General features: G+C 65.3%; 16 protein-coding genes. 8 read left to right on the forward strand and 8 right to left on the reverse strand.

Annotation, left to right across the window (positions count from 1 at the left end; genetic code table 11):
• Nucleotides 1-39 precede the first annotated feature (39 nt).
• Genes ACL02S_RS16220 through ACL02S_RS16230 form a run of 3 tightly spaced genes read left to right on the forward strand, consistent with a single transcriptional unit; the run spans nucleotide 40 to nucleotide 5,746 of the window.
• Nucleotides 40-2,613 (forward strand): serine/threonine-protein kinase, encoded by a 2,574-nt coding sequence (locus ACL02S_RS16220; protein WP_412803263.1) that lies wholly within the window; start codon nucleotides 40-42, stop codon nucleotides 2,611-2,613.
• Complete coding sequence (locus ACL02S_RS16225) at nucleotides 2,610-5,018, forward strand: serine/threonine-protein kinase (protein WP_412803264.1); 2,409 nt, start codon at nucleotides 2,610-2,612, stop codon at nucleotides 5,016-5,018. Before ACL02S_RS16220 ends, ACL02S_RS16225 begins: the two co-directional genes overlap by 4 nt.
• Nucleotides 5,015-5,746 carry a cyclase family protein gene (locus ACL02S_RS16230; RefSeq protein ID WP_412803265.1) on the forward strand — a complete coding sequence of 244 codons (732 nt, stop codon included), beginning with the start codon at nucleotides 5,015-5,017 and terminating at the stop codon, nucleotides 5,744-5,746. The genes ACL02S_RS16225 and ACL02S_RS16230 overlap by 4 nt, the downstream gene beginning before the upstream one ends.
• Here ACL02S_RS16230 and hpt read toward each other — a convergent pair.
• The 4 genes from hpt to dacB all read right to left on the reverse strand — a co-directional run bounded on the left by hpt (nucleotide 5,734) and on the right by dacB (nucleotide 10,037).
• A complete protein-coding gene (gene hpt, locus ACL02S_RS16235; protein WP_412803266.1) occupies nucleotides 5,734-6,288 on the reverse strand; it encodes a hypoxanthine phosphoribosyltransferase in 555 nt (184 codons plus the stop codon). The genes ACL02S_RS16230 and hpt overlap by 13 nt on opposite strands.
• 76 nt (nucleotides 6,289-6,364) lie before the next feature.
• Nucleotides 6,365-7,402, reverse strand: coding sequence for a tRNA lysidine(34) synthetase TilS (gene tilS, locus ACL02S_RS16240; protein WP_412803267.1), 1,038 nt, complete (start codon nucleotides 7,400-7,402; stop codon nucleotides 6,365-6,367).
• Between the two features lie 72 nt (nucleotides 7,403-7,474).
• Complete coding sequence (locus ACL02S_RS16245) at nucleotides 7,475-8,584, reverse strand: Rv3626c family coenzyme F420 biosynthesis-associated protein (protein ID WP_412803268.1); 1,110 nt, start codon at nucleotides 8,582-8,584, stop codon at nucleotides 7,475-7,477.
• 13 nt (nucleotides 8,585-8,597) lie between these two features.
• Nucleotides 8,598-10,037 (reverse strand): D-alanyl-D-alanine carboxypeptidase/D-alanyl-D-alanine endopeptidase, encoded by a 1,440-nt coding sequence (gene dacB / locus ACL02S_RS16250; RefSeq protein ID WP_412803269.1) that lies wholly within the window; start codon nucleotides 10,035-10,037, stop codon nucleotides 8,598-8,600.
• A gap of 215 nt (nucleotides 10,038-10,252) precedes the next feature.
• On the opposite strand from dacB, the gene ACL02S_RS16255 reads away from it, so the two are divergent.
• Complete coding sequence (locus ACL02S_RS16255; protein ID WP_412803270.1) at nucleotides 10,253-10,744, forward strand: inorganic diphosphatase; 492 nt, start codon at nucleotides 10,253-10,255, stop codon at nucleotides 10,742-10,744.
• A gap of 98 nt (nucleotides 10,745-10,842) precedes the next feature.
• Here ACL02S_RS16255 and ACL02S_RS16260 read toward each other — a convergent pair whose 3' ends face one another.
• A complete protein-coding gene (locus ACL02S_RS16260; RefSeq protein WP_412803271.1) occupies nucleotides 10,843-11,664 on the reverse strand; it encodes a crotonase/enoyl-CoA hydratase family protein in 822 nt (273 codons plus the stop codon).
• A gap of 149 nt (nucleotides 11,665-11,813) precedes the next feature.
• Here ACL02S_RS16260 and ACL02S_RS16265 point away from each other — a divergent pair, with 149 nt between their 5' ends.
• The 3 genes from ACL02S_RS16265 to ACL02S_RS16275 all read left to right on the forward strand — a co-directional run bounded on the left by ACL02S_RS16265 (nucleotide 11,814) and on the right by ACL02S_RS16275 (nucleotide 17,700).
• Nucleotides 11,814-12,332 carry a flavin reductase family protein gene (locus ACL02S_RS16265; protein WP_412803396.1) on the forward strand — a complete coding sequence of 173 codons (519 nt, stop codon included), beginning with the start codon at nucleotides 11,814-11,816 and terminating at the stop codon, nucleotides 12,330-12,332.
• 98 nt (nucleotides 12,333-12,430) lie between these two features.
• On the forward strand, nucleotides 12,431-16,354 hold the full coding sequence (locus ACL02S_RS16270; RefSeq protein ID WP_412803272.1) for a Pls/PosA family non-ribosomal peptide synthetase: 3,924 nt from the start codon (nucleotides 12,431-12,433) through the stop codon (nucleotides 16,352-16,354).
• Complete coding sequence (locus ACL02S_RS16275) at nucleotides 16,354-17,700, forward strand: M1 family metallopeptidase (RefSeq protein ID WP_412803273.1); 1,347 nt, start codon at nucleotides 16,354-16,356, stop codon at nucleotides 17,698-17,700. Before ACL02S_RS16270 ends, ACL02S_RS16275 begins: the two co-directional genes overlap by 1 nt.
• Here ACL02S_RS16275 and ACL02S_RS16280 read toward each other — a convergent pair whose 3' ends face one another.
• From ACL02S_RS16280 to ACL02S_RS16290, 3 genes are read right to left on the reverse strand one after another with little or no spacing between them, the layout of a single operon-like run.
• On the reverse strand, nucleotides 17,701-17,889 hold the full coding sequence (locus tag ACL02S_RS16280; RefSeq protein ID WP_412803274.1) for a hypothetical protein: 189 nt from the start codon (nucleotides 17,887-17,889) through the stop codon (nucleotides 17,701-17,703). It abuts the gene before it with no gap.
• 44 nt (nucleotides 17,890-17,933) lie between these two features.
• A complete protein-coding gene (locus tag ACL02S_RS16285; protein ID WP_412803275.1) occupies nucleotides 17,934-18,320 on the reverse strand; it encodes a DUF2752 domain-containing protein in 387 nt (128 codons plus the stop codon).
• The gene (locus tag ACL02S_RS16290) at nucleotides 18,317-18,526 is read right to left on the reverse strand and encodes a hypothetical protein (RefSeq protein ID WP_412803276.1); all 210 of its coding nucleotides are present in this window, start codon (nucleotides 18,524-18,526) and stop codon (nucleotides 18,317-18,319) included. The genes ACL02S_RS16285 and ACL02S_RS16290 overlap by 4 nt, the downstream gene beginning before the upstream one ends.
• Before the next feature lie 124 nt (nucleotides 18,527-18,650).
• Here ACL02S_RS16290 and ACL02S_RS16295 point away from each other — a divergent pair, with 124 nt between their 5' ends.
• Nucleotides 18,651-19,703, forward strand: a complete 1,053-nt coding sequence (locus ACL02S_RS16295) for an alpha/beta fold hydrolase (RefSeq protein WP_412803277.1) — start codon at nucleotides 18,651-18,653, stop codon at nucleotides 19,701-19,703.
• Nucleotide 19,704: the final 1 nt, after the last annotated feature.

Raw genomic sequence — 19,704 nt, forward strand, 5'->3', positions numbered from 1 at the left:
GTGGATTCCGCGGCGTCCGCCGAGCCGATAGGTCCGAGCATGAGTGCGAACTCTGAGAAAAGATTCGATTCCGGCACGGGTGCGCGCACTGGCGCTGAGTACAGCGACTTGCCCCACGCGGAATTCGACGCGGTCACCGCGTTCACCGCGGCCTGGGAATCGGCATGGCAGCCACCGCGGATTGCCGCTTATCTGCCCGACGCGAGCACCTTACGACGTGAGGCACTGCTCGAGCTGATCCGTGTCGACCTGCGCAATCGCTGGCTGCATCGCGCATCGACGACTACAGGCGCCACACCGAAACCGGCCGCGCGTAAACGCTTGGCCGATTACTGTGCCGAATTTCCCGAACTCACCCCAGAAGAGATCCCAGCCGGTCTGGTATATGAAGAGTTCGTCATCCGCCGCCACAGCGGAGAACGGGTCGATCCACGCGAATGCCTGCGCGAATACCCACACCAGGCGAAGGAACTGCGCGCGCTGCTGAATACCGATGAGATAGATCAGAGCACCCGCCGCACGACGCGAGCGAATTCCACGCAAACTACTTTCGACCGCACCCGCACTGCCCTCGCCGATACCGGTTCGAACCGAACCCTCCGATCGACTCGTGGTTCGGAGGTGAGTGATTCGGAGATGAACAACTCGACCGCCACCCGACTGGCAGGCACGGCCACCGCCACTCCCCCCACGATCGGGCCGGTACCGGAAAGCGATATCGCGCTCGATCGCATCGATATCGGCCAGCGGATCGATGATTTCGATCTGCTGACCGCTTTGGGCAGCGGCGCATTCGCCCGAGTCTTCCTCGCCAGGCAGCGCTCATTACAGCGACTGGTCGCGGTCAAGATCTCCACCGATCACGGCACCGAGCCACAGACGCTCGCCCAGCTCGACCACGACTACATCGTGCGGGTCTTCGATCAGCGGCTCCTCGAGGACACCACGGCAGGCACCATGCATCGTTTGCGCCTGCTGTACATGCAGTTCTTACCCGGAGGCACACTGCTCGGAGTGCTGCGCTGGGTGCGGGCGACCCCGCCGCATGAGCGCAACGGCAGGCTGCTGCTCGACGCCGTCGACGCGGCGATGGAGGAGAAGGGGGAGATCCGGCCGACCGACTCCAGCGTTCGTGCCGAGATCGCGCAACTCAGCTGGCCGGAAACTGTGGCATGGCTGGGCAAGCGGCTGGCCGAAGCCTTAGAGTACGCATCGACGCACGGCGTACTCCACCGCGATGTCAAACCGGCCAATGTCCTACTCACTACCGAGGGAGTACCGAAATTAGCCGACTTCAATATCAGCTTCAGTCGTAATGTGGCCGGCGCCAGTCCGGTGGCCTACTTCGGTGGATCGCTGGCCTATATGTCACCGGAGCAACTGGAGGCCTGTCACCCCGGCTACGACCGCGGCGCCACCGACTTGGATACCCGCGCCGATATCTACTCGCTCGGTGTGGTGCTGTGGGAGCTGCTCACCGGTGCCAAACCATTCGACGACAGCACGGCGGACGCGGCCGACCAGGGCGACAACACCACCTTGGAGACCATGCTGGAGCGACGCAGCGTCGGCGTGGAGCCCGCCGCACTGGATCGGGTTCCGCCGGATTGCCCGGCCGCACTGCGCCGGATACTGCTGACCTGCCTCGCACCGGAACGGACAAAACGCTGGTCCAGCGGCGCCACCCTGGCCAGGCAGTTGGAGATGTGCCTCGACCACCGCGCGCGGGAGCTGGTCGACCCGGCACCGCACAGCTGGCGGCGGCGCCTGCGCCACTATTTCTTGCCAGTGGCCTTGCTCTCGGTGGCGCTACCGAATGTGCTCGCATCGCTGTACAACATCCAACACAACCAGAATCTGATCATCGATCGGATGGACCGTGAAGCCCAGCAAACTTTCCTCATCATCACCGGCACGGTGAATACGGTCTTCTTCCCTGTCGGCATCGCGCTCGTGCTCTATATGTCCAGATATGTGCTGAAAGTGCCGTCAGGGCTGCGCAAGGGATACCGATACGACCCGGGCACTCTGCGGCGAGCCAGACGGGATGCGCTGCTGCTCGGTGACCGCGCCGTCGCCGTGGCATTCTCTCTGTGGGTACTGGCAGGCATCATCTTCCCGATCGCGCTGGAACTGGCCACCGGGGCCATGCCGGCGCGGGCCGTGGTGCACTTCCTGGTCTCACTGGTGGTCTGTGGTGCGGTCGCGGTCGCCTATCCGTTCTTCCTGTTGACGTTCTACATGGTCCGGTGCATCTATCCACTGTTCCTCCGGCACGGAGACATCAGTCCGGAAGACGGGGTATGGCTGCGTGGCCTGGATCGACGGTGCAACTGGTATCTCGCGGTCGCCGCCTCCGTGCCGCTGCTCGCGGTCGCTGGAGTCACCTTCTTGCGTCCCGACGACATCCCTTCGGTGCTCTCCGCGGTGCGGTTGCTGTGCCTCGGCGGCATCATCGCATTCGTCGGCACCTACCTCCTGTTCAGAGCGCTGGAAGCAGATCTACAGGCGCTGGAACGAGTGGTCGACCCCGAGTCCGCTGTACCGGATATCGCGGGCAAGCAGCCGCGAATCGAACAACATACGGTGGGAGCCGCGGAGAACAACACGTGATCTACTCGGCTATCGATGCCGTCGCCAGGTTCGACACCGATTGGCAGCACAGCCACTACGGCGAGCGGTTACCACCACAGATCGACGACTATGTACCTGATGGCAGGCAGATCCGCGTACGCGTGCTCACCGAACTGGTGCGCATCGATATGCGGCGACGCTGGGAGCGGAAAGGCCGCGGAAAACGTATAGCCGAGTACCGCGAAGAGTTCCCCGAGCTGAACGACAGCCCCCAGCTCGTCGATCTGGTGTGCGCGGAGTTCCTGACACGCCGCGAGCGCACACCACTGCCGGTGACGGATTTCCTCGCCGAATACCCGGACCTGGCCGACCGGATCGGCGAACGCCTCACCGGCTCAACCGACGACGTCGAGACCATCAGTGCTGCCGAAACGAGCGAAGTCACTGCCGCACTGGCCGAGCTCACGCCCGGTCGGCGCATCGATGACTTCGATCTGCTCACCGATCTCGGCACCGGTCCACTCGGCCGGGTCTTCCTCGCTAGACAACGATCCATGCAACGGCTCGTCGCCGTACGCTTTTCAGCAGGACGAGCGGATACCCCGCTGACCATGGCCCAGCTCGATCATCCGCATATCGTGCGGATCTTCGACCAGCGGATGCTCGGCATCGACGCCACCAGGAATCCGACTGTCGCCGGGCCGCCGCACCCCGGTAGGTCAACCGGCACCCGAGTCCCCCTTATGAGCAGCTCGGCAAGCCGCGAGCAGCTCGGTGCCGACGACACCACGGTAGCGGACAGAACCCACACCAGTTATGGTCAGGGCCTGCCAGGACTCACCTCGGCTGTTTCGGACACCACGGCGCCGACTACCGTTTTCTCGTACCTGGTCTATATGCAGTACCTCCCTGGTGGCACCGCGGATGTGCTGCTGGAGCAACGTCGTCACGGCCCGATCTCCGACGGTGGCAGGCTGCTACTGCGCGCGGTGGATACCGCTATGGAGGCCAAGGGCGAGATCCGGCCATCGGACTCGAGCGTTCGTGCCGAGATCGCGCAGCTCAGCTGGCCGGAAACTATCGCGTGGATAGGCGGACGACTCGCCGATGCCCTGGATTACGCCGAACACCACGGCGTGCTGCACCACGACATCAAACCGGCCAACATCCTGTTCACTGCCGAAGGCATCCCGAAACTCGCGGATTTCGCGCTCGACGAATCAGGCGGGCGCACAACCACAACACACCAGACCACCACGGCGGACGCACTGGCCTACCGTTCCCCGGAGCAGCTGGCCCGCTATCTCGATCACGACGCGCAGGCACCGGACAACCGCAGCGATATCTACTCCCTCGGTGTATTGCTCTGGGAATTACTGACGGGTGCGAGCCCGTTCGATGACCCGCCGCCCGAACAGTACGACACCGCAGGCGATATGTACGCGGGGATGCTGGCGGTACGCTGCGCAGGTGTCGGTGCGGCAGCACTGGCACGCCTGCCAGAGGAGACCCCCGCCGCGCTGCGCCGGGTGCTGCTGGATTGTTTGCATGCCGACCCCGCGCGCCGCTGGCGCAGCGGCGCCGAACTCGCCGCGCAACTCCAGTTATGCCTCGACACGCACGCCCGCGATCTCGTCGATCCCCCACCGGAAAGCCTCGCCTACCGGGCGAGGGGCTGGCTGCTTCCGCTGGCAGCGCTGTGCGTCGGCGTGCCCAATGTGCTGGCGAGTGTCTACAACATCCGGCTGAACCAGAATTTGATCATCGAGCGCATGTCGGCAGCCGATCAGGATAAATTCGAGACGGTCGGTCTGATCAACAATCTGATCGCCTTTCCGCTGGCCGCGGTGCTCCTGGTGTTTCTGACCTGGCGCCCGCTCACCCTCACACATCTACTTGCCCGCGGACGCCAGTACTCCACTCGCACGCTCGCGAAAGCGCGCCGGGACACCCTGCTGATGGGTGATTGGGCGGTATGGGTGCCATTCGGATTCTGGGTGCTCGCTGGCATCATCTGGCCCTTGGGGCTGGCGCTGTCCGGTGTCGATCTGCCGCCACGGACATTCGTGCATTTCTTCACCGCGCAAGTGGTGTGCGCGGCCATCGCGCTGGCCTATCCGTTCTTCCCGATCACGGTGTACGCACTGCACTCGATCTATCCACAGCTTCTGGCGCGCGGCGAGATCGGCCCCGATGACCGAAACCAGCTGCGCGCACTGGCCGGGCGAGGCAATTTCTACCTCGGCGTCGCGGCATCGGTTCCCCTGCTCGGAGTGGCGAGCGCGACCTTCGTCGCCGCCGACGACCTGCCCTATGTGATCGTTCCGGTGCGCATCCTCAGTGTGAGTGGCATCCTGGCATTCGTGCTCACCTACCGGCTCTTCCGCGTCTTAGAGGCCGATCTGCTGGCCCTGACCAGGGCGATTCCACAGCGGACACGGTGAGCGCGCCGCGCCCGTTCGGTCGGCTGGTGAACTTATCGCACATACACGATCCAGCTACCACGCCGCTGTACCCCGGCGATCCGGAATTCCGCACCGACACCGTGGCTACGATCGCCGAGGACGGCTACTATCTGCGCTACCTCCAGCACGGCGAACACACCGGAACCCACTGGGGTGCGCCGATCCATTTCGATACCGACGGCCTTGCCGCGGACGAGCTGGACCTGGACGATCTGCTGCTACCCGCGGTAAAGATCGACGTGCGGCAGCACTGCGCGCGGGATCGCGACTACGCGATCACGGTCGAGGATCTACAGCACTGGGAAGCCGAACACGGCCGGATTCCGGATGGTGCCGCACTGATCGCCTGGACCGGATGGGACGCCGAATGGGGTACCCCGGAGTTCATCGGTACCGGCGCGGCGGCGGGCCATCAGCCCGGTTTCGCAGTAGCGACCGTGGCATGGCTGTTACGCACAGGCAGGCTCGGCCGTCGTGGCGCACTCGGGATCGACACCTTCGGCCCTGATGTAGGCACCGACACGACCTACGCGGTGTCCAAGCTGATCTACGGCGAGCATCGGATCAGCTTGGAATGCCTGGCCAACCTCGCCGCATTGCCCGCCTCAGGGGCGTGGATACTGGTTGGCGGTCCGATCTATCGTCGCGGATCCGGCTCCCCCGCGACAGTTTTCGGTATCCTGCCCGATACGGATCAGCCGCCGTAGACTTTCGGGTCCAAGGTGCCGATATAGGGCAGGTCACGGTAGCGTTCCGCGTAGTCGAGACCATAGCCGACGACGAACTCGTTCGGGATGTCGAAGCCCACATGCGCGACATCAACGGGTGTGCGCAGCGCATCGGGCTTACGCAGCAGCGTGACCACCTCGAGCGAAGCCGGATTACGGGTGGACAGGTTGCGCTTGAGCCACGACAGAGTGAGCCCCGAATCGATGATGTCCTCGACGATCAGGACATTACGACCCGCGATGTCCTTGTCCAAGTCCTTCATGATGCGCACCACGCCGGAGGACGAGGTGGACGATCCGTAGGACGAGACGGCCATGAACTCCATCTGGGTCGGGATCGGCAATGCCTTGGCCAGGTCGGTCATGAAGAAGATCGCGCCCTTGAGCACGCCGACCAGTAGCAGATCACCCTCAGCGGCACCAGCGGGGAACCGCTCAGCGATGAGTCCGGCCAACTCCTCGGTCTTGGCGGCGATCTGTTCCTCGGTGATCAGTACCGACGCGATGTCGTCCCCGTACACGTCAGCTGAATTCCCTTCCGTGGTGAGTGAGCCCGTTGGACCGGTCGGTCTGCCTCATCGCCTCCGATGACCATTCCTATTCCAGCCGCAGTGTCAGCCTGCCATGTTCCCGCCCGGCAACCAACCTGGTCCCCTGACTTCCGCCACCGATCGCGACGCCACCCTGACCGCGCCATGCGATCACCAGATCATCGACGGCCCGTAAATGCTTGGCGGTCAGAGCTTTCCCGCCATTGGCCAGCAGCCATGCCCTAATTGCCCGTTTACGCAGGGCCGCGGGAGCGGTGGCGAGCGTCTCGATCACAAGCGTTCGCCCATCACTCGCGCTGTGTAGTAATTCGGCGGCAAGCGCGTCGAGTACCGCGCCGTCTTCCCGCAACTGCTCGGCCGTGCGCGCCAATGCCGGGGCAACGCCACCGCCGAGAATCTGCTCCAGCAACGGCAGTGCCTCCAGCCGCAGCCGAACCCTGGTGAAATCCGGCGTCACATTGTGCGGGTCGTCATGCGGCGACATGCCCAGGTCGGCGCACAGCTGCCGAGTCGTTTCCCGGCGCACGCCGAGCAGCGGCCTACCCCATGGCTCGGTATACGCGGCCATCCCCTGGATCGAACGGCCTCCCGACCCGCGCGCGAGTCCGAGCAACACCGTTTCCGCCTGATCATCGAGGGTATGCCCGAGCAGCACCGGAAGGCCGTCACGCGCCGCGTCCAATGCGCTGTACCTGGCCCGGCGCGCAGCCGCCTCGAGACCACCCGCGGCGCCGACCTCGACCTCGAGCACCCGTGCCGACCGGCAACCGAGCGCGAGCGCCCTTGTCGTCGCCTCGGCAGCGACCACATCCGACCCAGGCTGCAGCCGGTGATCGATCACCAGCGCGTCGACCGCGGGCGCTTCGGCCACCGCCGCCGCGGTGAGCGCCAGCGAATCCGCGCCACCGGACAATCCCACCGCCACCGCCCGCCGCTCGCTTCCGGAGCGGCCATAGCGGGTCAGCCAATCCCGCACCGCCCTGCGGACAGCGAGCACAGCAGCGGTTTCGGGCAAACGCCCACCCCCTGGTATCCCGGCTGCCGATCCGAGACCTTTCGATGTCGTTTCCGGCGCGCGCCCCATGCGCCGCAGCCTACCGACCGTACCCACCGGGTGATACCGCAGTAGCAGGCCCGACAGGCACCGCCGCGGTGGTCAGCCGAGTACTCGCTCGATCCAGCGCTGCGGATTCTCGATCTCGTCGGCGCGCGGCAGGGTGTTCGCCTCCGTCCACACGGTGTTGAACCGCGTCATGCCGACCCGGTCGACCACCTCGTCGACGAACTGCTTACCGCGCACATACTGGGCCACCTTCGCGTCAACGCCGAGCAGGGCGCGCAGCAGGCGTTGCACCGGATTCGCCGGACGCTTGCGCCGCTGATCGAAGGCGGTGCGGATCTGCTGGACCGTCGGGACAACCGCGGGACCGACCGCGTCCATGACGTGATCGGCGTGCCCCTCCAGCAAGGTACCGAGCATAAGCAGCCGGTCGAGCGCCTCCCGCTGCGGCGGCGCCTGGGTGGCGCGCAACAGTCCGACCACACCGCGGGCCGCGGGATCGTCGGGAACGGCGCCGCGGCGACGGTCCCGAATCTCCTCGACCAATCGGGAGAGCATCTCGGCCAACGGCTCATCACCGGCTTCACCGAGTACACCGACATTGGCGCGCATGTACTCCGCGAGCCACGGAGCGGAAGAGAACTGCACCCGATGCGTCACTTCGTGCAAGCAAACCCAGAACCGGAAATCACTCGGCGACACCCCGAGCGCACGTTCTACCGCCACAATATTGGGCGCGACCAGCAGCAGAGTTCCGTCCGGTCCGGTGAACGGGTCGTACTGACCGAGGATCGCGGTGGATAGGAAGGCGAGCATCGCGCCCGCCTGCACGCCTGCGGGCTTGCCCGCGAACAGCTTCCACTCCCCATGCGCTACATCTGTGCCGGTGAGCTGAGCCATGGAATCGGCGGCGGCCGTGATCCAACCCGGCCGGTCGACGATCCTCGCCTCGGGTACCTGCCTGTCGTCCAGCAGTCCGCTCACCTCGCGGACCGGCCCTTCGGCGCGTTCGGAGGCGGTAGCGAGTTCCGCGACAACCTGCTCGGCCGAATAGCGCGAAGTACGCGGGCCCGCCGGCACCAGAACCGAACCGGTTCGTGCGGCCAGACGCCAATCGACCAGCCCGGAAAGGCCGGAGCGACCCTTGTGCCGTTCGACCGCAGACGCGGGACCGAATTCGGCTGTGTCAGAACCTTGCTGGGTCATGGTCAACCACCCGTCATGAGCATCCACAGTTTCGCAGCGTGCCTACGATCGCGTCCAACGCCGGTCTACTCACCTCCGGTGGCCGATCGTTCGACATCAGCGCGAAGGTCAGTACCCGACCATCTGCGTCCAGCACATACCCGACCAACGCACTCGATATCGATAAAGTTCCGGTCTTAGCCCGTGCCCAGCCCGCCGCCTGCCGATCCTGGACGACATAACGGCTGCTCAGCGAGCCAGTAGCGCCCGCGACCGGCAGATCATCGAGCATCGGCGCCAAGGTAGCAGCGATCCGGTCCTGTTCCGGCCTTGCCTTGGTGCCCGCCGGCTGTATCAGGTTGGCGCCGGTCGGCTTGGCCGCGGTCGCCATCACTTGGTCGAGAAGCCGTGCCGGAATCCGATCGTCCACCGAAAGACCGCTGCTATCGTGCATATCCGAACCGGTGAGATCGAAACCGGCCGCGTTCAACGCCCCATGCACCGCGGTAACGGCGCCATTGAACGATGCCTCGCCGCCGTTCGCCATCGCGATTTCCCGCCCGACCGCCTCGGCCAGCACGTTATCGGAGTGGACGAGCATATCGCGCAGCCGATCCCGCAACGGTGCCGACCATACGGCGGCGACCTCGATCGCATCGGCGGGCGCGGTACCCATCCGGACCAGAGCCGGGTCCAGCCCCAACTCGGTCGCCAGACGCCGCCCCGCGTCCAGCGCGGGGGTCTTGGTACGCGGCGAGTACTCGACGAGCGGTTGCAGGCGGCCGCCGTCGAGCATCACCGGTTCGATCGGGGCGATCGAACCCTCGGGGATGTCGATCGGGTCCCAGCCCCGTGCCATGGTCGGTCCAGCGTAGGCGGAGGTATCGACGATGATCGTGTCCACTGGGCGGTCCACCGTCCTGATCTGTGCCACCAGATCGGCCAGACGTGGCCCATTCGGGTAGTAGCCCTTGCCATCCGGCTGTGCGGTGAGCGTCGGATCACCGCCGCCGACCAGAACCAGTTCATTCGGCACGGCACCGGTGACGACCCTGGTGCTCACCCGGTGCTCGGCAGGCAGTGTGAGCAGAGCAGCCGCCGCGGTGAGAATCTTGGCGGTGGACGAGGGGACCATCGGTTCGTCCGCCGCGCTGCTCCACAGCACCGTGCCGCTGCCGACATCGGTTATCCGGCCCGCGAATACCCCGAGCCCCGGGTTTCCGATCACCGGGGCGAGTGCGGCGGTGATCCCAGCAGGGGTCGGTGCGGGCGCGTTCGACAAGGCCGGACCGAGCCGCGAGGTGGGATCGACCAGTGCGGGTGGGGCAGCAACGATCAGCCCACCGTGCCGGAATTCCTCGGTCCACGGCCGCACCATGGCCGCGGCCACCACAGCGAGCACGAGCAATACCACCAGGACGGCCGATCCCCAGACCAACCTGTTGCGGCGCCGCCTGGCAGCCAACACACCCATGTTTCCGTTGCTACCAAACACGTCGCCGCCGCGCTCCTGACCGATTCCCGCAGCAGCCGCCTGCCGCATCCGTGCCCTCGCCGACCACACTATCCTCGTTGCGCAACTGTTCCTATGCACAACCTGGCGAGTCGGCGGTTCCACCACGGCCGAATCGGCAGTCACCCATAAGTAGCCGGGTCCCGGCTCGGCACCGACGCAGTGAAGGAGATGTCGTGGAGTTCGACGTCACCATCGAGATCCCCAAGGGGTCCCGAAACAAGTACGAAGTCGACCATAAGACCGGCCGGGTCCGGCTCGATCGGTTCCTGTACACCTCCATGGTCTATCCCGCCGACTACGGCTACATCGAGGACACTCTCGGCGAGGACGGCGACCCGCTGGACGCGCTGGTCCTGTTGCCGGACTCGGTATTCCCCGGTGTCATCGTCGAGGCCCGCCCGGTCGCGATGTACAAAATGACCGATGAAGCAGGCGGCGACGACAAGATCCTGTGTGTACCCGCCGGTGACCCGCGGTGGGACCACATCCAGGATCTGAAGGATGTCCCGGAGTTCGAGCTTTCCTCGATCAAGCATTTCTTCGAGCGCTACAAGGATCTCGAGCCGGGCAAGTTCGTCAAAGGCTCCGAGTGGGTCGGACGCGCCGAGGCCGAAGCCGAGATCGAAGCATCCATCCAGCGCCTGAAGGACCAGGGCGGACACTGAAATCCGTGGAGCAGCCGGGCGTCCGGTAAATCCGGACCCCCGGCTATCCGGTGCACTACCTTTCCGGCAACACCGGAAAGGATTCGGTCACGGTGGGCTTACTTACCGCGGAACTCGGGCGCGCGCTTTTCGAAGACAGCCTGAATCGCCTCGGTGAGATCCTCCGAAGGCAAGAACGCGGCATTCCACGCGGAGACATAGCGCAGACCAGCGGCGATCTCATCCTTACGGCGCTGATCCAGCACATCCTTCACGCCCTGCACCACCAACGGCGGGTTCGCGGCGATCTCCCTCGCGGTGGCGTGTGCCGCGTCGAGTACCGCCTCCTGATCCGCGAAGACATCGTTGACCAAACCGATCTTCTCCGCCCGCGCGGCATCGATGTCCTTGCCGGTGTAAGCGAGCTCCCGCAGATGCCCCTCACTGATGATGTCGGGCAGCCGGTGCAGCGACCCGACGTCGGCGACAATCGCGACTTTGGCCTCACGCAGGCTGAACTTGGCCTCCGCGCTGGCGTAGCGCAGGTCGGCGGCTGCGATCAGATCCAGCCCACCGCCGATGCACCAACCGGATACCGCTGCGATCACCGGCTTGCGACAGTCCGCCACCGCCGTGATCGCGGCCTGCAATCGGCGCACCTCGTTCAGGAATTCGGTGCGCGGCGCGGCCAGGGCACGGTCAGCGAGCAGCGGGCCGAACGTACTGCTCATCGCGGGCAGATCGAGTCCGTAGGAGAAATGCTTTCCCGAGCCGGTCAGCACGATCGCCCGCACCTCGGGGTCGGCGTCCAGCGCCTGGAAGATCTCCGGCAACTCGCGCCAGAAATCCGGCCCCATCGCGTTACCTTTACCGGGACCGGTCAGCGTCACCTGGGCGACGTTGTCCTTCGTTTCGACCGTGAAAGCCTGCCAATCTGTCATTTATACAGCGTATCGAGACAGCGGAAGCTTGCGCTATACCGCCCCATCAGGTCCCGTCCGCAGTGGTAGCACGACTCGAGTGTGCCGCAGCGGGAATCCGGGCGTAGTTTCGTCATGTGACCGAAACACCCCGGCCCGAGACAGATTTTATGGTCCCCGATGATCTCAGCGGTATCACCGCTGAGCAGTACCGCGCCTCCATGCGCCACTACCCTGCCGGCGTCACCATCGTCACACTGAGCTCACCGCGCGGACCGGTCGGCTTCACCGCGACCTCTTTCGCCTCGCTGTCACTGGACCCACCCCTGGTCTCGTTCAATATCGCACATACCTCCTCCAGCCTGTCCGCCCTATTGGACGCCGAATCCGTGGTCATCCACTTCCTCGGTGAGCACCAACAGCATTTGGCGCACCGGTTTTCCCGGACCGCGGCGGAGCGATTCACCGACCCGTCCCTGTGGACCACCCTCGACACCGGCGAGCCGGTGCTGCACGGCACCCCCATCTGGCTGCGCACCACCGTGCACCGGCTCATCCCCATCGGCGATCACACCGTGGTCGCCGGTCTGGTCACCCGTGTGCACGACGACACCGACGAAAAACCTGCCGCGGCCCCACTGCTCTACTACAACGGACGCTATTACCGCCCCAGCGCGCTCGGGGATTGACGAAAACGGCGCCGGGTACCGTTATCAGTCGGCCATCGTAGCTTTTCCTATCATGGCGGCCCCCTGACAACGCGATATAGAAAGTGTGAGGCAAGTCGATGGGAGGTGCGCAGAGCACCCTGCTGCAGACCGCGCTGGAGGCACAAGCAGGCCCCTTATTGCGTGGCGAACGCGCAGCCGAGGCAAGGACACTCGTCGACATCCTGACCGCGACGGTGGCCACCCACCCCGACGCCCCCGCTATCGATGACGGTCGCGTAACACTGTCCTACCTCGAACTGGCAGGCGAGATCGAGAAGGTCGCGGACCGTCTCGCGGCGGCGGGTGTACGCCGCGGCGATCGGGTCGGCGTACGGATGCCATCGGGTAGTCACGAGCTCTACGTCACAATCCTGGCTGTTCTCCACGCAGGCGCCGCCTATGTACCGGTCGATGCCGATGACCCGGAAGAACGCGCCCTTTTGGTCTTCGGTGAGGCGCAGGTCACCGCGATCGTGACCGCCGCGGGCATCGAGACCACAGCAGCCGGTATCCGCGCCATGGAAAAACACCGGCATGCGAATACCCACTCGAAGCTGCCCACTCCCGGCGACGACGCCTGGATCATCTTCACCTCCGGCTCGACCGGAACCCCGAAAGGGGTTGCCGTCACGCACCGCAACGCCGCCGCCTTCGTCGATGCCGAAGCCGACCTGTTCCTCCGCGATGCGCCGATCGGCCCCGGCGACCGGGTCCTGGCCGGTCTCTCGGTCGCCTTCGACGCCTCCTGCGAGGAAATGTGGCTGGCATGGCGCCATGGCGCCTGTCTGGTGCCTGCCCCTCGGGAGCTGGTACGTACCGGTGCCGACCTCGGCCCCTGGCTGGTACGCCGTGAGATCAGCATCGTCTCGACCGTACCGACCCTGGCGGCGACCTGGCCGGTCGAGGCGTTGGAAGCGGTACGCCTGCTGATCTTCGGCGGTGAGGCGGTACCACCGGAACTCGCCGAACGCCTTGCCGGAGCAGGACGCGAGGTATGGAACACCTACGGCCCCACCGAAGCGACGGTCGTCGCCTGCGCCGCACAACTGGACGGCCAGGAGCCGATCCGGATCGGCCTTCCACTCAACGGTTGGGATCTCGTCGTGGTCGACCAGTCGGGCAACCCGGTGGCCGAGGGCGAATCCGGCGAATTGGTGATCGGCGGCGTCGGCCTGGCTCGCTATCTCGACCCGGCGAAGGACGCGCAGCAGTATGCGCCACTACCCTCCGTGGGCTGGGACCGCGCCTATCGCAGCGGCGATCTCGTTCGTAACGACAGTGCGGGCCTGGTCTTCCTCGGTCGCGCCGACGACCAGATCAAACTCGGCGGCCGGCGCATCGAGCTCGGCGAAATCGATAACGCGCTACGGCAGCTGCCCGACGTCACCGGTGCCGCTGCCGCGATCCGGACCACCAAAGCAGGCAATAAAATCCTGGTCGGCTACCTGACCGGGCCCGAGCTCGGTTTCGATGCCGAAGCGGCGCGCGCCGTTCTCCTCGAACACCTACCGGCTCCGCTGGTCCCCCGGCTCGCGGTTGTCCCCGAACTCCCCACCCGGACCTCGGGCAAGGTCGACCGCGACGCCCTGCCATGGCCACTGCCCGATACCTCGGAGGACGACGACAACGACCTGACCGGCACGGCACAATGGGTTGCCGGACTGTGGGATTCGATCCTTGGAGCGAAGGTCGGCGATCTCACGGCCGACTTCTTCGATCTCGGCGGCGGCTCACTCGCAGCGGCCCTGCTGGTCGCCGCCCTCCGCGAACGCTATCCCCAGATCACCGTCGCCGATCTCTACGACCACCCCAGGCTCGGCGCCTTGGTGGATCTGCTGGAGCGCACCACACCCGCGGTCGCCGCCACCGAACGGGTCGTGCGTCCGACACCACTACGCGCGCAAGCGGTACAAGTGCTGGCCACCGTACCGCTGACAACGCTCACCGGCCTGCAGTGGTTCACCTGGCTGGCGATCGCGGGCCATATCGCAGCCTGGTTCGGCGCACTGCCATGGCTGCCGCAGCTGTCCTTGTGGTGGACGATAGTCGCGTTCGTACTGTTCATCTCGCCACCGGGTCGTATGGCACTCTGTGTGGCCGGTGCGCGATTACTGTTGCGTGGCGTCCGGCCGGGGCAGTATCCACGCGGCGGCTCCGTGCACCTGCGGCTCTGGGCGGCCGTCCGACTGTCCGAGGCCAGCGGAGCCGAGAACCTCTCCGGCGCCCCATGGATGGTGCCGTTCGCCCGAGCCCTCGGTGCGCGGATCGGCAAAGGCGTCGACCTGCACTCCTTGCCTCCGGTGACCGGCATGCTCGAACTGGGTGACGGGTGCAGCGTAGAGCCGGAAGTAGACCTGTCCGGTTACTGGATCGACGGCGATGTGGTGCATCTCGGCCCGATCAGTATCGGTTCAGGCGCGGTGGTCGGCTCACGTTCGATCCTGCTGCCCGGCACGAAGATCGGCAAGAATGCCGAGATAGCGCCCGGTTCCGCGGTATCGGGCATGGTGAAAGCCGAACAGGCGTGGGCGGGCTCGCCCGCGGTGAAAGTCGGCAAGGCCCAGCACCGCTGGCCCGCGCATACGCCCGACCGGGCCAGACGCTGGGTCGCCGTTTTCGGCGTTACATCGATGGCATCGGCCGCCTTGCCGGTCCTCGCCCTCGGCGTCGGCGGCGCGTTCATCGCCTGGTTCGTCCGCGATACCACCGCACAGGCACAAGCCGTCGGCCGTGCCTTCGCGATCCTTCCCGTGGCCGTCCTGCTCAGCCTCGGGGTGTACGCCGTGGCGATCATCGCCGCGGTCCGGCTGTTGAGTATCGGCCTGACCGAGGGCTATCACCCGGTGCGCAGCCGTATCGGCTGGCAGGCCTGGGCCACCGAGCGGCTCCTCGATTCCGCACGCACCTTCCTGTTCCCGCTGTACGCGAGCTTGCTCACGCCGGTATGGCTGCGGTTACTCGGCGCGAAGATCGGCAAAAGCGTCGAGGCATCCACCGTGCTGCTGTTGCCGAAGTTCACCACGGTGGCCGACGGCGCGTTCCTCGCCGACGACACCATGATCGCCGGTTACGAACTCGGCGGTGGCTGGCTGCACATCGGTGCGGCCAAGGTCGGTAAGCGCGCGTTTCTCGGTAACTCCGGGATGACCGCACCCGGCCGACGGGTTCCGAAAAACGGCCTGGTCGCCGTCCTTTCCGCGGCACCGTCCAAAGCGAAGGCAGGCTCCTCCTGGCTCGGCAGCCCCCCGGTCCGGCTGCGCCGGGCCGCGGGAAACGCCGACACCACGCGCACCTTCGACCCGCCGACCCGGCTGCGTATCGCGCGTGGTTTCGTCGAAACCTGCCGATTGTTCCCGGTTCTGGTGACCTTCGCCATCGGGCTCGGCGTGCTGTTCACCCTCGCGTGGCTCGCGCGGATCTTCGGCCACCTGGCCGCCGGGCTGCTCAGCGGCATGGTGTTGCTTGCCGCAGGCGCTATCGCAGGGGTAGTGACGGTGGCCGCGAAATGGCTGCTGGTAGGTCGAATCCGACAGGAAGAGCATCCGCTATGGAGTTGGTTCGTATGGCGTAACGAGGTATCCGACACCTTCGTGGAAACGGTCGCCGCACCGTGGTTCGCGCGCGCGGCGACCGGGACACCCGTACTGAACCTGTGGCTTCGCGCACTCGGCGCGAATATCGGCCGCGGGGTATGGTGCGAGTCCTATTGGCTCCCGGAGGCAGACCTGGTGACTCTCAGTGACGGCGCGACAGTGGAACGCGGCTGCGTGGTGCAGACCCACCTGTTCCACGACCGGATCATGGCCATGGACACGGTCACCCTCGGTACCGGCGCCACTCTCGGCCCGCACTGCGTCGCTCTGCCTGCCTCGGCGCTCGGAGACGGTGCGACCATCGGCCCGGCCTCGCTGGTCATGCGCGGCGATACCGTACCCGACTCGACACGCTGGTGGGGCAATCCGATCGCGCCCTGGTTCACGGGCGATCCTGGAGCGCGCTGATGCCGGACAAGTTCTCCGACGCCCCCATCGACGAGTACCTACCGCAGAACGGTAATCGGGGCTATCGGGTTTCCCGGTACGAACTCGAACTGGCTTACCGAGTGCCGAGCAACCGGCTTACCGGGCGCGCCACGATCACCGCGGTGACCACCGAGACACGCACGCGGTTCGCGCTCGACCTCGCCCAGACGCTGAGCGTCTCGAAAGTGTTCGTCAATGCAACAAAAGCCGCGAAATACCGCCACCAGCAAGGCAAATTGGTGATCACGCCGCAGCAACGGATTCCGGTCGGCGGCGTCTTGTCGCTGGTGGTGCACTACAGCGGCACCCCGAAACCGGTGCGCGGACCATGGGGTGAAGTCGGCTGGGAAGAACTTGCCGAGGGTGCGATGGTAGCCGGCCAGCCCAATGGCGCGGCATCCTGGTTTCCGTGTGACGACCACCCGAGTTCCAAAGCCAGCTACCGGATTTCGATCACCACCGATTCGCCGTACTACGCGGTGGCCAATGGCACTTTACTGCGCAAGCAGACGAAAGCCAGTCAGACCACATGGGTGTACGAGCAGTCCGAGCCGATGTCGAGCTATCTGGCCACCATTCAGATCGGCCCTTATCACAAACAGCACATCGGCTCCGCGCACGCCCAGGTGCCGATGCAGGCTGTCCTGCCACCTCGGTTGCGTACCGCCTTCGACTACGACTTCGCCAGACAACCGAAGATGCTCGAAGTCTTCACCGAGGCGTTCGGTCCTTATCCGTTCGAGGGATACACCGTGGTCGTCACCGACGACGAACTGGAAATCCCGATCGAAGCACAGGGGCTGTCCATCTTCGGGGCCAACCACTGCGACGGTCGCCGCGGTGCCGAACGACTGGTCGCCCATGAACTGGCGCACCAGTGGTTCGGCAACAGCCTGACCATCCGGCAGTGGCGGGATATCTGGCTACACGAGGGATTCGCCTGCTACGCGGAATGGATTTGGTCAGAAGCGGCGGGCGGGCCGACCACCGACCAGTTGGCCAGGGCCGCGCGGCACAGTCTGTCCCGAGAGCCGCAGGACATCGTGATCGGCGACCCTGGGCCGCTGCGCATGTTCGATGATCGTGTCTACAAACGCGGCGCATTGACTCTGCACGCACTGCGCCTGGAACTCGGCGATGCGGCGTTCTTCGATCTGCTGCGCGAATGGACGATCCGCTATCGTCACGCCTCGGTGGACACCGGAGAATTCATCGATCTGTCGGGCCGCTACAGTGCGGTACCGCTACAGTCGCTCTGGGATAGCTGGCTGCTCGCCATGCCCCTACCCCAGCTGCCACCCAGTGGCGGCAACGCGCCATCCTGATCAGAACACCAGATAACGCGCGGCCAGTTCTTCGATCAGCGGATCGTCTTCCGTGAGGGTGTCGAGCGCGTCGAGATCGGTTTCCAGCGCGATCTGACGTGGGTCGTCATGCTCGGCATCACGCGGCCCGTCCTCGGCGAGTTGGCGTAGCAACTTCATCCGTATCCGATTCTTCAGTGAATCACTCATACATCCAGCTTGCCTGCACACACAGCGACTACGCCGGGAGGACATCAAACCGGGGTGAGCATGGTCCCCCACTGTGTATTGCGCAAGACGGTGTACACCGCCAGCAACGCGAAGAAGACCCACATGACCACCGGGCCGATCGATGGCAGCCGCATCTGCTGACCACGTCGAGCCCGTATCGTCCAGTCCACTACCCACACCACGAAGGCGAGCACCAGCGGAATCGCGAGCAGGTTGCTGTGCAGGGCATCGATGACCCGCCCATCAGTGAGATCGTGCACCGCGCGCATACCGCCACAGCCCGGGCAATACCAGCCGGTCAGCACATACGACGGGCAGCTGCCGTAGGAACCTTCGATATGCGGGTCACGCAGGTGCAGCAGCACCCCGACGCCGACGCCTACGCCTGCCACCAGCAAAGGGGATATCATACCCCGCCATCCGGCCCTCGACTCGCTTTCCCCAACGGATCCTGATCGGGGTCCGGGGGCAGTGTGCGCGGTGTCCACGAGGTCAACCGTAACCGCGCGGCGCCCAGGGTCGCCAGCGGGCCGAACAGATTCGCGCAGACCCTGATACAGATCCGATCCGCACGCAAGGTGTACTCGAAAATATTTATTTCCGGTTTTGCGAACATGTTCTCGGTCCGACGCGCATTATGGGTACTCAACGGTACAGGCCAGGAATGCCTGCCACAGTGCTTGCACTAGCAAGCACTGTGCTTGCAGAGTACTGTGGTGTTAGACACAAAGGAGTGCGCGATGCTGGTGAAGTCGATGAAGACTCTGGCGGACGCGCGTAATGGCGCGCTCACCGCCCCTTACCGTGCGGGACTGCGTTCTCGCACCTTCCGGACCGCGTCGCTGAACGCCCCCACGCATCCCTACGCCGTCATCCCGGTCACCTCCGCGGACGGAGCACGTCTCCGAGTGCATGCCTACGGCCCGGCCGATGGCGATGTGATCGTGCTGATCCACGGGTGGAGCTGCAGTATCGAATACTGGAACCCGCAGATCAATGCCTTCGCCGACCAGTATCGGGTGGTCTGCTACGACCAGCGGGGCCACGGCACCAGCGAACTCGGTAGAACGACGCCGGGCAGGGAAACACTGGCCCAAGATCTGTCGGCCGTCCTCGATGCCACACTGCGCCCAGGTCAGCGCGCGGTGCTGGTCGGGCACAGCATGGGCGGGATAACCATCCAGGCGTGGGCAGGGCAATATCCGGAGCAGGTTCGGCAGCGGGCCGCCGCGGCTGTCCTCGCGAATACCAGTTCGGGCGATATCCGATACGGCAGCGATCTGATTCCCTTGCTGAACAAGCCGCTGACCTTAGCGGATCGGCCGATCACCGTACTCGGTAACACCGTACGGATGCCGATGATCGTCTCCGAGACACTGCTCACCGCTCCGGTACCGCTACCAGGCGGGTGGCCGGTCGGCGCGCTACTCAAGGCGCGCGTGATGTCAAGGCGGGCGACCGCCGATCAGGTGGACTTCGCACTGGGCATCCTGCGGTCCTGCCGTCCCCTCACCCGGGGCAGGCATGCCGCGGCGCTGGCGGATATGGATCTCACCGAAACCGCCGCGTCTCTCACCGTGCCGACCACGGTGATCGCGGGCAAGCACGATCGCTTGCTGCCCGAGCGCATGTCGCGCAACATCGCCGAAGCGCTCGCAAGCACCGGATACCTGACCGCATACCGTGTGTGGCCCACCGGCCACTTGGGCAATATCGAAGCCGAGGATCATTTCAACGCGGAATTGGCCGATATAGCCGGACGTGCTCACTCACGCTCCGCCGCCGTCGGCTGAC

It is taken from the genome of Nocardia spongicola, from assembly GCF_047200775.1.
Taxonomy (GTDB): Bacteria; Actinomycetota; Actinomycetes; order Mycobacteriales; family Mycobacteriaceae; genus Nocardia.